The sequence below is a fragment of the Burkholderia sp. BE17 genome, from assembly GCF_009362305.1.
GTDB lineage: Bacteria > Pseudomonadota > Gammaproteobacteria > Burkholderiales > Burkholderiaceae > Burkholderia > Burkholderia pyrrocinia_C.
In genome coordinates this window covers 46,356-60,779 of record NZ_WHNU01000010.1, presented here as the reverse complement: position 1 = coordinate 60,779, position 14,424 = coordinate 46,356, and the positions used below count along the sequence as shown (strand labels likewise).

Below are 14,424 nucleotides of genomic sequence, written 5' to 3'. Positions count from 1 at the left end.
GGCTCCACTGCTTCGCTACTTCGCTACTTCGCTTCAGGCTGCAGCACCGGCTGCGCACGCCGATACCAGACCGCGTACACGACCGACAGCGCGATCAGGAACGGAATGCCGAAGATCAGCGTCATGTGGAATTCGGCCGTGAAGTAGGTCGTCACCATCACCGCGAGCATCAGCCCCGCGCCGAGCAGCGTCAGCAGCGGAAAGCCGCGCATCCGGAATGCGGGCGCCGGCAGGCCGAGCGCCGCGCGGCGCCGCCGGAAGCAGTAATGCGTGACGAAGATCATCATCCACGTGAACAGCGCGCCGAACATCGACACCGCCATCATGATCGTGAACGACGCGTCCGGATACAGCACGCTCAGCACCGTCGCGAGCGCGATGCCGAGCGTCGACAGCATCAGCGCGCCGAACGGCACGCCGCGCGCGTTCACTTCGCCGAGCGCCTTCGGCGCATGCCCCGCGCGCGACAGGCTGAACATCATCCGCGTCGTGATGTAGAGCTGGCTGTTCATCGCGGATAGCGCGGCAACCAGCACGACGAAGTTGATCAGCCCGGCCGCGCCCGGCAGGTGGATCGCCTCCATCACCTTCACGAACGGGCTTTCGTCACGCCCCGCCGCCGTCCACGGAACGATCGCGAGCATCAGCGCGAGCGTGACGAGATAGAACAGCACGAGCCGCACGATCGTCGAGCGGAACGCACGCGTGACCGCGTGCTCGGGATCCTCCGCTTCGCCGGCCGCGACCGCGATCATCTCGATGCTCAGGTAGCTGAAGATCGACACGATCACCGCGACCCACATCCCCCACACGCCCTTCGGGAAGAAGCCGCCGCGATCCGTGTAATGGTGGAAGCCCGCGCGTGCCGCGCCGTCGCCGACCAGCCCCGGATTGCCGAACACGACATACGCGCCGAGCATGATGAAGCCGACGATCGCCGCGATCTTCACGACCGAGAAGCCGTATTCGACCGCGCCGAACACGTCGACGCTGCGCGCGTTGACGAACACCAGCAGCGCCGAGAAACCGACGATCCACAGCCAGCCCGGCACGCCGGGGAACCAGTACTTCATGTACAACGCGATCGCGGTGACTTCGGTGCCGACCGCGAGCACGATGCACGCCCAGTACGCGTAGCGCACGAGAAACCCTGCCCACGGGCTCACGTAATGTTCGGCGTACGCGCCGAACGAACCGGATGTCGGATGCGCGACCGTCATCTCGGCGAGACAGCCCATCAGCAGCAGCGAGATGAACGCGCCGATCGCGTAGCTGACGAGCACGCTCGGGCCCGCGAAGCCGATCGCGAAGCCGCTGCCGAGAAAGAGACCGGTGCCGATCGCGCCGCCGATCGCGATCATCGCCATCTGCCGTGCGGAAAGCGTGCGGCGCAAACCTTGCTCGCGCGCCGCGATGTGCTGGAATTGCCCTTCAGGTTGCATTGAATGACCTCGTTCGAAAGCGATTGTCTGGTCGAAGCGCCGATGGCGCGCGGCACGGCGCCGGTCCGGCCGGCCGCCGCGCGCCGCGCGCTCAGAACATGTGGCGCACACCGGCCGCGATGCCCGTCTGGTTGCCGCGGCCCGGCATCTCGGTGAACGCGCCGCCCGTGACGCGGTTGTAGTCGACCGTCGCATAAACCTGCGTCGCCTTCGACAGCGCGTACTCGGCCTCGAGCACGCCCGTATAGCGCTTGCCGCCGTTGCCGGCGATGCCGTTGACGTTGCGGATGTCGTCGTAATACGCGACGCCCGTCACCGACACGGCCGGCGTGACCTTGACGCTCGCGCCCGTGTAGAAGATCGCGTCGCGGCGCGGGTTGTCCGCGAACGACCCGTAGCTCACCTGGCGGCCCGGCGCGGTCAGCAGCGCCTCGTCGAGCACGCCCGAACGGTCGACGCCGCCGAGATAACCCGCGTACAGCGTCGCCGCGCCGAACGCGTAGCGCGCGCCAGCGCCCCACGCCTGCTGCGCACGGCTCTTCAGGTCGCGCACCTGCTGGTACGTCGCGCCGACCATCAATCCGCCCTGCGTGTACGACACGTGCGTGCCCCAGTATGCATTCGCGCCCAGGCTGCCCGCGACGCCGCCGAAGCCGTAGCTCGCGCCGACGTTCAGCCCGCCGAACGTGCCGTCGTAGCTGACGACGTTGCTCGCGCGGCCTTGCGTGAGGAAGTACGGCCACATGTTGGCCGTGTAGTTGCCGACCGTCAGCGGATCGAGGTCGCCGAACAGGTTGAACGCCTCGGTCGCCTGGCGGCCGAGCTTCACGGTGCCCCAGTCGCTCGCGACGCCAACATACGCGTAGCGGCCGAACAGCGCGCCGTCGAGCTGCCCGTTCTGCGGCTCGAAGCCGCTCTCGAGCCGGAAGATCGCCTGCAGCCCGCCGCCGAGCGCTTCGCTGCCCTTCAGCCCCCAGCGGCTGTTCGTGATCGCGCCGTTGGTCATCTGCACGCTTGCGTCGTTCGACGCGTCGGCATGCGTCGTGTAGCGGATGCTCTGGTCGACGATGCCGTACAGCGTCACGCTGCTCTGCGCCATCGCGCCGCTCGCGGCGAGCGTGCCCGCCACCATTGGCAGTGCGAATCGATAAATCCTCTTCATGTTCTCCTCCAGTCCTGTTCTCGTTTCTCGATGATTGTGGTAACTGCCCACCGCGCAACGCGGTGTTCCTGCTAGGTGCGCGCCGCGGGCAACGCGACGTACGCGACGAGCTCGACGCGCATCGCCGGATGCGCGAAACCCTGCACGCCGACACACGTACGGTTCGGATACGGTTCGCGGAAGTGGCGCCGGTATTCGGCGTCGAATTCGGGCATCGCCTTCACGTCGGACAGGTAGACGAGCACCTGCGCGACATCGTCCATCGTCGCGCCGGCCGCCGCGACGGCCTTCGCGAGATTCGCGAGCGTGATGCGCGCCTGCTCGGCCATCGTGTCGCCGACGATCGCGCCGGACGCATCGACCGGCCCGTGACCGGTGAACATCAGCCCGCCCGCGCGGGTCGCCCACGAGAACGGTTGCGCGAGCTGCGGCAAGTCGACCGGGATCGTTTCAGCCATCGTGTCCTCCTTCTGATCGGGATCGGGACGCTCAGGCGGCCCGACGCGACGCGCCACCGAGCACGTCGGCGATCGCGTTCGCGACATGGTCGACGTTCGCGTCGTTCAGGCCCGCGATGCACATACGGCCCGAGCGCAGCAGATAAACGCCGTGCGATGCCCGCAGCCGGTCCACGTCGGCCGCGCCGATGCCCGTGTAGCTGAACATGCCGCGCTGCGCGACGAGCGCGTCGAACGCGCGTGCCGGCAGGCACGTATCGAGCCGCGCCTTCAGTTCACCGCGCATCCGCTTGATGCGCGTGCGCACCTGCGCGACTTCGCCTTCCCAGCACGCGCGCAGCGTGTCGTCGTTCAGCACCGTCGACACGAGCTGCGCACCGAACAGCGGCGGGCTCGAATAGGTGCGGCGCACGCCCGCCTGCAACTGGCTCAGCACCGTCGCGGCCTCGCCCGCGTTCGCGCAGACGATCGACAACCCGCCGACGCGCTCGCCGTACAGCGAGAAGTTCTTCGAGAACGAGTTGCCGACGATCGCCGGCAGCCCCGCATCGACGATCGCGCGCACGGCCCAAGCGTCGTCGGCGAGACCGTCGCCGAAACCCTGGTACGCCATGTCGAGGAACGGAATCAGCCCGCGCCGCGCGAGCACGTCGATCACCGCGCGCCATGCATCGCGATCGAGGTCGAGCCCTGTCGGGTTGTGGCAGCACGGCTGCAGCAGCACGACACTGCGCGCCGGCAACGCGTCGAGCGTCGCGAGCATCGCGTCGACGCGGATGTCGTTGCGCGCTTCGTCGTAATACGGATACGTGTGCACATCGAGGCCGGCCGCCGAGAAGATCACGCGGTGGTTGTCCCACGTCGGGTCGCTGATCCAGATCGCGCTGTCGGGGAAATAGCGCTTCACGAATTCCGCGCCGAGCCGGATCGCGCCCGATCCGCCGAGCGTCTGCAGCGTCGCGATGCGCCCTTCCGCGAGCGCCGCGCAATCGTCGCCGAACACGAGACGCTGCACGCCCTGCCGGTAGTCGGCGAGCCCTTCCATCGGCAGATACGTGTGCGGCGCACCGGCTTCACGCACGCGCCCGGCCGCGATGCGCGTGCTGTCGAGCACCGGAATCCGGCCCGCGTCGTCGTAGTAGAGGCCGATGCTCAGGTTGACCTTGTGCGGATGCGCATCCTGCTGGAACGCCTGGAACAGCGACAGGATCGGATCGCCCGGATAGGCGGGAATGTGTTCGTACATGGCGGAATGACGGTAAAGGTTGAAGGCGGCGGCACGACCGGCGGCATCGCGTTGCGTCAGGCCGTGCGATCGAGACATGGGGCGCATGTTATCGAGGACGAAATAGAATGAGCTTCACTTTTCGATGACGAGCCGGCTCGATTGCAGTAGAGTCTGCGATTCCTATCTCCAAATTCACCGGATTCTGCGAAATGGCTCTGGATCGAACCGACATGCGGATCCTCCGGCACCTCGAACGTGACGGACGGATCAGCAATCAGGACCTAGCGAACGCGGTCGCGCTGTCGCCGTCGGCATGCCTGCGGCGCGTGAAGCTGCTCGAGGAACGCGGCGCCATTGCGGGGTATCGCTGCACGATCGAGCCGAAGAAGGTCGGCGTCGCGTTCGAGGCGCTCGTGCATGTATCGATGCGGCCGGACGTGCCCGAGTGGCACGACCGGTTCGTCGAGGCGATCCAGCAGTGGCCGGAAGTCATCGCGGCGCAGATCGTCACAGGTGGATCGAACTACGTGCTGACGGTTCGCGCGCGCGACCTCGATCACTACTCGGACTTCGTGATCAACCGGCTGCACCGCGCGGCGGGTGTGATGTCGATCAACTCGAGCATCGTGCTCGCGACGCTCAAGCGCGACGGGTCGATCCTCGATCTCGTCGAGCCGTCGATGGCCGGCTGACGGATCGTTGCGCGGATCTGAAAAAAATTTGCAGAAAGGGCTTTACGAACCCCAAAAGCTCTGACATAATTTCAGCTTCTTTGGGCGGTTAGCTCAGCGGTAGAGCACTGCCTTCACACGGCAGGGGTCACTGGTTCGATCCCAGTACCGCCCACCAAAGAATATTCCGGGGTGTTCTCGGAACATCCCGAAACCCGCTTAGCTGCAAGGCTTAGCGGGTTTTTTCATTCCAGGGAATTCCGGAAAACGCCAACGGCAGCCGGGGGTATGTAGGGGTATTTTTAGGGGTACGCGCCGCGAAATGCTGCGCCTCCGCTCGGAGATACCCCCATGCCGCTCACCGACATCGCAATCAAGAACGCTAGGGCCGGCGACAAGCCGCAGAAGCTGTTTGACGGCGGCGGTTTGTTCCTACTCGTCACGCCAGCAGGACGGCGCTACTGGCGGTTCAAGTACCGAATCGCCGGTAAGGAAAAGTTGCTCGCGTTCGGCGTCTATCCGGACGTATCGCTACAAGCGGCGCGCAAGAAGCGCGATGACGCCCGCGAGAAGCTGGCGGCCGGTATCGATCCCGGCGAAGCGAAGAAGGCGGACAAGCGCGCCGCCCGCCTCGCCGCCGCGACGAGCTTCGAAGCCGTTACGCGCGAATGGTTCAACAAGCATTCGCCCGGATGGGCAACAAGCCATTCGAGCAAGATCATCGCCCGCTTCGAAAACGATGTGTTCCCGTGGCTCGGGAAGCGCCCTATCTCCGAAATTCAGCCGGCCGAGGTGTTCGACGTTATCCGCAGGATCGAAGCACGCGGAACGCTCGACACGGCCCACCGGGCGAAACAGAACTGCGGCCAAGTATTCCGATATGCCGTCGCAACCGGTCGCGCAACGCGCGACGTAACGGCCGACCTTCGTGGCGCACTTCCGCCGATCCAACAAAAACATTTCGCGGCCATCACTGACCCCGGCAAGGTCGGCGAGTTGCTGCGAGCGTTCGACGCTTTCGGCGGAACGTTTCCGGTTCACTGCGCGCTCAAGCTCGCGCCGATGCTGTTCCGTCGCCCGGGCGAGTTGCGTGCCGCTGAATGGTCTGAAATCGACTTGGATAACGCGACGTGGGAGATTGATGGCACACGCATGAAACGCAACAAGGCGGCCAAGATGGACGGCGGAGCGCATATCGTGCCCCTACCCGATCAGGCCGTCGCCATCCTTCACGAATTGCACGCGTTGACCGGCGGCGGTCGTTATGTATTCCCCGGGGCACGCGACAGGAATCGACCGATGAGCGAGGCAACGATTAACGCCGCGCTGCGCCGGCTCGGCTACGATACACGCACCGAAATCACCGGTCACGGCTTCCGAGCGATGGCGCGTACCATCATGGTCGAAGTGCTCGGTGTCGCGGTCGAGGTGATCGAATCACAACTGTCCCATACCGTGAAAGACCCGCTCGGACGCGCGTACAATCGAACGACCTTCCTTCCGCAGCGCCGCGAAATGATGCAGAAATGGGCGGACTATCTCGACCGACTCAAGGCGGGCGCGGAAGTTATCCCGATAAGTGCATCGGCACGGTAAGCGGTCGGTTTCCACTACTCGCCTACGTCCAAGCGAAGGTGCCGTCGATTCGGCCGAACTCTCGTCGCTATGCATCCGCATAGGTAAGCGGCGGCACGCCTATCAAACGGAACGGAGGCAGTTCAACGCCCTTACCTGTGTTCGGTTGAACATCGTCCCGCATCGCGCGCAGCAAGTCGTTCAACCGCCTGTCGTGCGTTGCTCGGCTTCGGTCTGCGTTGCGATAGGTTGTTTCGTCTTGGTACGCATATAAAGCCGCGAGAACTTCGCCCGATGCGACGAGCGCCAACGCGTTCAGCGCATCGGCATACCGCTCATGGGCAGCCGCCGGGATGCTTCTACCCTCGATTACGCCGGAAAGTGCCGCGACGTACTCTCGATAGTGTTCCAACTTCGTTTTGCGCCAGTCCGCGTCATGCTCTCGTTTCCGAGTCAAATATGACGTTAGGATGACCCCTACAATCGCCAAACAACCCGTAACGACGCCGGTCAGCAAGGCGTTCATTGCGACTCTCCTTATGCGCCCCCGCGCCTATCCGAAAGTTTAAGCGACAAACTGCGCATTCCAGCGTACCCGCCCGGCCGGCGCACTCGGCGACTACAGATTTAGCACGCCCGTGCTTAATTTCGCGGCGGTAAAAATTCGCTTTGCGCCACGATCTCCGGCGCGATCCGGTCAGGGATTGCCCCTCCCCTAGTGGGGGCGTCACGACGCCGTGCAGACCCGTCACGCGGGCGCTGTCCGTCTCGCACGAGGGCCGCGCATAAGGCGGGTTATGAGCGTGCACGTCGACCGCTTAAAACGCCTGAAATCGGTCTCCCTCACCGCGCGCTGCCTCGTAGCTAGCGAAACAAAACGTTACGCCGAAGAATCGAGAAATTCCGCGTTTTCCTGCATCTTCAATCAATTGCGGCCGAACACCTAGGAATAGCCGGCGAGGAACGACCCATCGCTCGCACGCTCAACGGGGACCCTCGGGTACCGGGTCGCCCGCGTTAGCGGAATTGATAGTGAAGGAGCCCCCACATGCGCTAGAGTACCAACCCGTAGCTCGGTAACAATGTGTTTGTAAAAATCGAACGAGGAGAACCGTATGGCTGACTACATTTATATCGATAACTCGAATCTCTACATCGAAGGGCGACGGGTGAGTGCTGTTAAACAAGGACTTGCCCGCACGATTCGAGAGGCTATGGATGACGGAATTTTCGATCATGGTTATACGATCAGCTTCGGGAAGCTCCACGAGTTCCTGACTGGGAAAGATTTGGGCAACATCAAGCGAGCCGCGCTCTTTGGTTCGCGCCCGCCGCCGAATGATTCAATTTGGCAGCATGCGGAGAAGGCGGGGTTCGAGTTGCATCTGGAAGACCGGAATGTCAAGAACAAAGAGAAGAAGATCGACACCGGGATTGCCACGCTACTTACAAAAGATGCATACAAAAACGGCGATCCCAAAACAGACACCTTTGTACTAGTTGCAGGCGATGCTGATTATGTGCCGACGATCAATGAACTTAAAGCTGACGGATATTCGGTTCAGGTCGTATTCTGGAGCCACGCGGCCAAGGAATTGATTGCCGCCGCATCGAAGTTCATTCCGCTTGACGAATACCTCGAAAATCTTCGCATCTAACCTGTTGAGCGCTTGTGGAACGGCAAGCGGCACGAAAGAACGGCACATGCCGTCGAAGCATGCCGCCTGCCGATGTCCAGCTTAGGAGCCTGCGACTTCGGCCAACAGGTCGCTATGCGGTCGCGAACGGCGAGTTTCCCACTTCTGACGCGACACGAAGTCGAACAGCGGTTCGAGCGCCGCATCTACGAGCATCCGTACCCGCGATACCAGTTCCTCGCTTGGAATCGACCCGTCATGAACAAGCGCGCGAACGTCGCGTTGTGCCTCGGCGATTTTCGCGCGAGCCGCCTTGATTTGGGGCATGTTCGTCGTGACATTGCCGACGCGAGCGCCCAGCCAGTTCTTCTCCGTGAATACGTCGGTCCGAACTGCGGCGCGCAACAAATCATCGGCGCTCGACAATTCGTCGAGCGCCTCGCCGACTTCGGGCGGCGCGGTGCGTTCGAGTTCGGTCAGGATGCGTTCGCGCGCGCCGCTATCAGCCATCGTCCAAACCGCGAGGCGGCCGCGCGTTTCAAGCATCGACTTTTCAGCTTCGTAACATGCAGCCTTCGCCGCAGCGAAGGCAACAGCCGCGCGTTCGGCCTCAGTGGTCAACGCGGACCGTTCGCGTTTCCGGTCCGGCAGCGACTTCAGTTCGTGCGCCAGTTCCGCTCGGCGCTCGTCAACCTTGGCGCGCTGTTTCGCCTCAAGTTCGCCGGTGAGGCCGGCATCGTTAGCGAGCGCTTCAAGGGCTTCGAGGCGTTCGGGCAAGGGGCGCTTCAACGGGTTCATAGCCATTCTCCAAAAAGGCGCGTTAGCGCGGGATCAAGACGATGTAATCTTCGGGACAAATTTCGACGCGGTACTTCACCGGACCGGGCTTTACAACTTGGTATGGCGCCCGGCCGTCCGGACCGGGCCAAAGGAGAATGCTGTAACTGCCATGCGCGGCGTCAAAATGCAACCGCTCCAGAAGCCTTTTCGGTACAGATACTTTCATAATTTCGCATTCCTATTTACTTAGGCAAAACACCTTCACAGTACGGGCTGCCCCGCGCCTACAAATCGTCTTGCATATCCGACGTGTCGCCGCGGTAGAAGGCCGTTGCTTGTCCGGAACCGTCCATAGCCGGCCGCCCGCTCCCGCGTTCGTCACCGTCGTTCGAACCTTGCATAGTGGCCCGCTTGCGCTTCACGTGGTAAGCGGTCAGCACGGCGTGCGCGACCATGTCGAGCGCCGGTTTAGCGTCGCCGCTTCGGTCGGTCCAAACCTTCGGGGTCAACGTGCCGGCCAGCGCGACGGAATCGCCGTCATCGAGTGCCATCAGACCGGCCTTCGCGCCGTCCGAGAATGCAATCACGTTCACGAATAGCGCTTCGCCGTCACTAACGGCAGCGCGCACCTTCGCCGTGACGAACGACCTGCCGGTCGCGCCCGTGCGCTCGGTCGCTTTTCCGAGCATTTTGCCTGCAATAAGACCGTCGATCATTGTTGCTCTCCGGTTTGCGGGGTGTTGCCCAACGACTTGTCCACGTCGGATACGTTGGACACGTGGACAACTTGGTCAACATCCTGTTGTCCATCTTGACCAACTTGGCCAAAGTTGTTCATGTTGTCCATATTGGCCATGCTGTTGTGTGTGGACGGGACGGTGTCGGGTTTAGCCTTCTTCGGCAAGCTCCAGTACCATTTTCCCCCCACGCCGGGACGCTTTTTCACCTGAAGCTCTTCAGAGGCTCGGCGCAAGGTGCGACCGGCGATACCCGCGAGCTTCGCTTCGGCTTCTACCGCCTTGCTCGGAACCATATCTTCGCGCAGCGCCGCACGCAGGAATTCGACCGCCTTCGAAAGCGCGCTTTCATCTTCTCGGGTTTCCTCATTCGGATCGGTGAGCAGTTCGCGCGCCGTACCCTCCACCGGTTTGCCCCATGCGATTGACGAGGCGGAAATTCCTGGCAACGGTTCGGACTGTTGTAGGCGATATTCAAATCCGCCGCCATCCGGTCCGATGTTCGACTTCGCTCGGGCAAAAATGCGGCGGTCGTCGTCCTCTTCCGACTTCACCTTGGCGGCCACCATCACCACCCGGGGCACACCAGCGAACGCAATCGAGCCGTTGAGACGTTGCGCCGGGTCGGCACCTTGACCACCCTTGCTGAAATGCGTGATGCCGATGAGGGCGGCGCGCATGCTAGCTGCAAGGTCAACCAGCGGTTGCAGCGCGCGGCGCGTTTCCGTGTTTTTGTGTGAGTCGCCGGTCACAGCGGACACGATTGGGTCAACGATAATCAGGCGAATGTTACCGATTCGGTCGGCTGCTTCCTGAAACGCCAGCATGTCGCGCGCCGGATCGAACGAATGCACTTCGCCGTTTACGCGCGCGCCCGTCACGAAGTAAATCCGGTTCCGGTCGCCACCCGATGCCAACAGGCGGGGCAGCAGCGTATCCGCGGGGTCGTCCTCGCCCGACCAAATGAGCACGTTTCCATGTTCGCATTGCGAGCCGTCCGGCCAGCATCCGCCGCATGTCACCGTCGCGGCCAGTCCGAGCGCAATCGTGGTTTTACCCTGTCCCGGCGGACCCGCGAGAATGTGCACTTTGCCGCGAGCGAGCCACTCGTACCACAGCCAGCTAATCGGTTCCGGCTTCAGGTCGGAACCGTTGACGAGAATCACGCCATCCCGCACCGGCTCAGTTTTCTGAGCGTGCTTGCCGTTCGCAATGGCCAGTTGAACGGCCTCTGCGCCGCCGCTCACGGCAAGGTCGTTCAGGTCAAGTCCCATAGCTCACCTCTACAACTTCGCGGCCCGCGTTGGACCAGCGTTGCGCGCACGCAGCGGCGGCGACCTTGCCCGCCGAGTCATCGTCTACAGCGATGATCAGCGATTCAATTCCGGCCAGCACCGGGAGCGCCTGCAGGTTGCCCGCATCGATGCATGCCCAAACCGGCGCATAGCCGTGCGCGAGCGACAGCGCCGTTTCGATGCCTTCCGCGATGCCGAGCCCGCTCGTTACGGCCTCGTCGGGCCACAAGCGAATGACGCCACCCGCCTTGCGATGCCCGCCGAGCAACAGGCGCGGCGGATCAACTTCAGCCTTGCGGCCATCGGTCCGAATCCATGTTTTGTGCAAGGTCATGGATTCGCGCGTTACCGCGTGCGTCACGAGCCCGACGAGCGCCGGGCCGGCATAGCCGTTCGGATGCTTCAGCGACGGATGCCAGCGCAAATCGCCATCGGTCGGCGGGATGCGGCAGTGGCGAGCGTTGAGATAGGCCAGCGCATCCCAAGAAACGACGCGACACGCGTTCCAAAGGTCGAGCCCATAGTCAGACAGGGCGTGATGCTTCACGAATGGCGTAACGACCGGAGTGCGCGCCATGCTATGCGCCGAGCCGTACACACCACGTTCGGGGCGGTACGTTTCGGTGTAGTCGCAGCGGAAACAGTGCGCGACGCCCGCACCGCTTGCGGCGATGGTCAATCCGAGCGTCTTGTCGCGTTCGCCGCGCCCGCAAACGGGGCAACTCACGCGGTAGTTACCGGTCGCGTAATGGCTCCATGCAATCGCGCTCATGCGACCTCCCGCGCGTTGAGCCAGCGGGCGACCTTGCGGCGGTCGGTGGTCGTGAGGCGATACACGCCGCGACGCACTTCACATCCGTCGCGGTCGATGTACGGGACCCGCACACACGGCAACGCGAGGCCCTTTGCGCGCAGGCTTGCGATGAGAGCGGGGGAATTCGAGCAGCCGGTGAAATGGTCGAGTTCTTCACGCGGCATCGGGCGGCGTTGCAGCACAGTCAGCGCGCGCAGGTGACGGGGGTTTTTCGTTCCGGTAAACTTGCTGCGTTGGTTCGCGCTCGTCGGCTTCGGTTGGCGGGCGTTTTTCTTTTTCATCGCCTCAGCCCTCGACGCGATAGCCGGCCGGATCAGCGATCCACGCATCAACATCAACGCGCCGCCATGCGACCGAACGAGTGCCGATACGGACGTTTCGCGGGAACGTGCCGGCTCGCATCTTCGCGTAAATCGAGGAACGAGGCAGGCCAGTTTCAATCTCGACCTGCTTGCGGCGGACGAGCGCCTGTTTGATGATCTCGGCCATTTGGGGCTCCGTAAGTACGTTCCGGGCCATTCCCGGTACACGGAACCAAGGCTAGAGACGAACAAACGGAAAGAACCCAATATTGGGGTTCAGCGTTCCCAATATTGGGGTTTAGGACACGGGCGCGTCAGGGGTTGGGGTTGCGCCGGTCGATGTATTGGGCTGCTTCCTTGAGGCGGTCGCGCAACGTCTGCTCGCTGACGCTGACACCGATACCGGCCAAGTCCGACAGGATTTCCCCGATACCGTCGAGTCGATCAGCGTGAATATCGAGCCCGTGCCCGGTCACGGTGAGACCGCCGATAAGCTTGAGCGCCATCGTCCGACTTTTGCCCTGCAATTGATCGACCTCAAGCACTTGAATCTTCGCGTTCGCTGCGTCAAGCGACGCCGTCAGGTTCGATACGACACCGTTCAGCGCGTCAATCTGCTCGCGAAGCTGCGTGCGGTCGTCAGTGATGGCCGACGCTTGAGTCAGTTGGCGTTTCAAGCTTGCGCATTCCGCTTCGGCAACGCGCAATCGCTCCAACAGCTCCGCGTCAGTGGTCGGTTTCGGATTCGGCTCGGGAATCGGCCAGACGTGCCCGCGACTAGCGCACCATGCGCGGATATCGTCATGCGACAGCATCTGTTCGCCTCGATCAGCGCCCCAACTTCCGGCGGCGATTTCCTGATGTTCGATGGCATCGATCAAGGCATCTTGCCACTTGCCGATTTCTGCACCTTCGTCGTCGCTGATAAATCCCGATGCATCAAGGTCAATCCCGGCGAGAATCGCCGCTGCCCAGCGAAGAGAAACTTGATACCGACCGATAAACGGCTTGGACCAAACAGCGACGGACGTTTCGACCTGTTCGACATCGTGCCCGGCTCCTTCAGACCGTTCAAGAACGATTCCACGGTCGGCAAGGAACTCATAGATCGCGTCTACTTTGAAACCCAAACGGTCGTAATCAGAACGGTATGTCATCTGGGTCGAGCTCCCAATCCGGTGCAAATGTCCCGTGGGTAATCACGTATTGCAGTGCGCGTTGGGCATCTGCGACACGATTTCCACTGATTTGGAGCAAGCCCCGCCCCGGTGCAAGTTCATACCATTCAGGTAGCTCAATTGCGTGCGCGTTGTACAACTCTTCCGAAAGCCACGTGGCGGCATCCTTGAGGCTTACTGCTTGCGCTGCACACAACCCCTCAAGGATCTTGCGGAGGCTCACAAAGCTCGCTTCCCGTTCGGCCAAATCTTCTTTGATGCCCATTGCGCTCCCACACGCAAGACCCTTGGGTTAGAAACCGCGCCCGCCCGGCAAGGGGACCGGTCTTGGCGGAACAGCCGGGCACGACCGCTCGCCCAGCCACAGGGGCGACAATGGCCGGCACAGTCCATTGCGCCCGTCCGTACAGTACCAAGGAAGGCTGGCCCTGCTCAAGACTTGTAGTAGGAATGACAACAACGAAGAACGCATCCAAGTGCGCACGAGGGACGCAGCGCGTGACATCCGGGGGTACTTTTGGGGGTATGTCTCAGCCTATCAACTATCTCCCGCTTGCAGAGAAAGGAACACGTCCATCAATTCAAGGGAAGTACCGCCACCAAAGAATTCAAGGGCCTGCGTCTCACGACGCAGGCCCTTTTCGTTTTGGCGCCCGGCATACGCTGCCCGCCCATCTCGACTGGCGGCATACGCTCGAGACGAATCCGTTGCCTCGAACTCGACCGGCAGGCTCGCTGCAGTTGCCGTCGCGTTCATGCGACCTGCAGGATATCAATGCCGGCCCGGCAAACTCGTCGAAGCCGTGCGATTTCCGGACAATAGCGAGATACCGCCAATCGAAATCCTCCCCAAGAACGACCTTGCGTAAATGTTGCCTGACAACTGATGCGGCGCAATTCGTCAAACACGAATAGCTTGCGTCGGCGATACAAATCAGACAAATCGACCATCAGTCGCAAAACACCCTATTTCTTCGCCAAACAAGCACCGCAGGACCGGCGCCATCCACCTTCCGGCATCCGCACAATGCTCAGATATTTCATTCAACCATCACCCTGCTTTCGGCACGAAAGAACGAAAATCGCCAGCGTAATTTTTGGTAATTTTTATGTAACATCTGCCGAAATACGGATGCATAGAATCG

17 protein-coding genes and 1 tRNA gene are annotated in these 14,424 nt (G+C 62.2%); 4 read left to right on the top strand and 14 right to left on the bottom strand.

Annotation, left to right across the window (positions count from 1 at the left end; translation table 11 throughout):
• Window positions 1–23 precede the first annotated feature (23 nt).
• From GD429_RS11015 to GD429_RS11000, 4 genes are all read right to left on the bottom strand, one after another.
• Complete coding sequence (locus GD429_RS11015; RefSeq protein WP_152856970.1) at window positions 24–1,442, bottom strand: amino acid permease; 1,419 nt, start codon at window positions 1,440–1,442, stop codon at window positions 24–26.
• 91 nt (window positions 1,443–1,533) lie between these two features.
• Complete coding sequence (locus tag GD429_RS11010; protein WP_415748933.1) at window positions 1,534–2,604, bottom strand: porin; 1,071 nt, start codon at window positions 2,602–2,604, stop codon at window positions 1,534–1,536.
• A gap of 71 nt (window positions 2,605–2,675) precedes the next feature.
• Entirely contained in the window at window positions 2,676–3,062 is a 387-nt protein-coding gene (locus tag GD429_RS11005; protein ID WP_152856969.1) for a RidA family protein, read from the bottom strand.
• Window positions 3,063–3,093: 31 nt separating this feature from the next.
• Window positions 3,094–4,308 (bottom strand): amino acid aminotransferase, encoded by a 1,215-nt coding sequence (locus tag GD429_RS11000; RefSeq protein WP_152857043.1) that lies wholly within the window; start codon window positions 4,306–4,308, stop codon window positions 3,094–3,096.
• A 191-nt stretch (window positions 4,309–4,499) separates the two neighbouring features.
• Between GD429_RS11000 and GD429_RS10995 the strand changes: the two genes are divergently transcribed.
• From GD429_RS10995 to GD429_RS10985, 3 genes are all read left to right on the top strand, one after another.
• On the top strand, window positions 4,500–4,982 hold the full coding sequence (locus GD429_RS10995) for an Lrp/AsnC family transcriptional regulator (RefSeq protein WP_152856968.1): 483 nt from the start codon (window positions 4,500–4,502) through the stop codon (window positions 4,980–4,982).
• 82 nt (window positions 4,983–5,064) lie between these two features.
• Window positions 5,065–5,139 (top strand) — tRNA-Val (locus GD429_RS10990).
• A gap of 173 nt (window positions 5,140–5,312) precedes the next feature.
• Window positions 5,313–6,557, top strand: a complete 1,245-nt coding sequence (locus GD429_RS10985) for a tyrosine-type recombinase/integrase (protein WP_152856967.1) — start codon at window positions 5,313–5,315, stop codon at window positions 6,555–6,557.
• A 67-nt stretch (window positions 6,558–6,624) separates the two neighbouring features.
• Here GD429_RS10985 and GD429_RS10980 read toward each other — a convergent pair whose 3' ends face one another.
• Complete coding sequence (locus GD429_RS10980; protein WP_050376386.1) at window positions 6,625–7,062, bottom strand: hypothetical protein; 438 nt, start codon at window positions 7,060–7,062, stop codon at window positions 6,625–6,627.
• Window positions 7,063–7,651: 589 nt separating this feature from the next.
• Between GD429_RS10980 and GD429_RS10975 the strand changes: the two genes are divergently transcribed.
• Entirely contained in the window at window positions 7,652–8,194 is a 543-nt protein-coding gene (locus GD429_RS10975; protein ID WP_152856966.1) for an NYN domain-containing protein, read from the top strand.
• 81 nt (window positions 8,195–8,275) lie between these two features.
• Here GD429_RS10975 and GD429_RS10970 read toward each other — a convergent pair whose 3' ends face one another.
• The 9 genes from GD429_RS10970 to GD429_RS10930 form a co-directional block, all read right to left on the bottom strand.
• Complete coding sequence (locus tag GD429_RS10970) at window positions 8,276–8,971, bottom strand: hypothetical protein (protein ID WP_152856965.1); 696 nt, start codon at window positions 8,969–8,971, stop codon at window positions 8,276–8,278.
• 266 nt (window positions 8,972–9,237) lie between these two features.
• A complete protein-coding gene (locus GD429_RS10965) occupies window positions 9,238–9,669 on the bottom strand; it encodes a single-stranded DNA-binding protein (RefSeq protein WP_152856964.1) in 432 nt (143 codons plus the stop codon).
• A complete protein-coding gene (locus GD429_RS10960) occupies window positions 9,666–10,964 on the bottom strand; it encodes an AAA family ATPase (protein WP_152856963.1) in 1,299 nt (432 codons plus the stop codon). The genes GD429_RS10965 and GD429_RS10960 overlap by 4 nt, the downstream gene beginning before the upstream one ends.
• On the bottom strand, window positions 10,954–11,757 hold the full coding sequence (locus tag GD429_RS10955) for a toprim domain-containing protein (protein ID WP_152856962.1): 804 nt from the start codon (window positions 11,755–11,757) through the stop codon (window positions 10,954–10,956). The genes GD429_RS10960 and GD429_RS10955 overlap by 11 nt, the downstream gene beginning before the upstream one ends.
• The gene (locus tag GD429_RS10950; protein WP_152856961.1) at window positions 11,754–12,080 is read right to left on the bottom strand and encodes a hypothetical protein; all 327 of its coding nucleotides are present in this window, start codon (window positions 12,078–12,080) and stop codon (window positions 11,754–11,756) included. Before GD429_RS10950 ends, GD429_RS10955 begins: the two co-directional genes overlap by 4 nt.
• A 4-nt stretch (window positions 12,081–12,084) precedes the next feature.
• The gene (locus GD429_RS10945) at window positions 12,085–12,288 is read right to left on the bottom strand and encodes a helix-turn-helix transcriptional regulator (protein WP_089484276.1); all 204 of its coding nucleotides are present in this window, start codon (window positions 12,286–12,288) and stop codon (window positions 12,085–12,087) included.
• A gap of 127 nt (window positions 12,289–12,415) precedes the next feature.
• Window positions 12,416–13,258, bottom strand: coding sequence for a hypothetical protein (locus tag GD429_RS10940; protein ID WP_152856960.1), 843 nt, complete (start codon window positions 13,256–13,258; stop codon window positions 12,416–12,418).
• Window positions 13,242–13,544 (bottom strand): hypothetical protein, encoded by a 303-nt coding sequence (locus tag GD429_RS10935; protein ID WP_089484278.1) that lies wholly within the window; start codon window positions 13,542–13,544, stop codon window positions 13,242–13,244. Before GD429_RS10935 ends, GD429_RS10940 begins: the two co-directional genes overlap by 17 nt.
• Window positions 13,545–13,817: 273 nt before the next feature.
• Window positions 13,818–14,036: a hypothetical protein gene (locus GD429_RS10930; protein ID WP_152856959.1), complete on the bottom strand. Its 219-nt coding sequence runs from the start codon at window positions 14,034–14,036 to the stop codon at window positions 13,818–13,820.
• Window positions 14,037–14,424 lie beyond the last annotated feature (388 nt).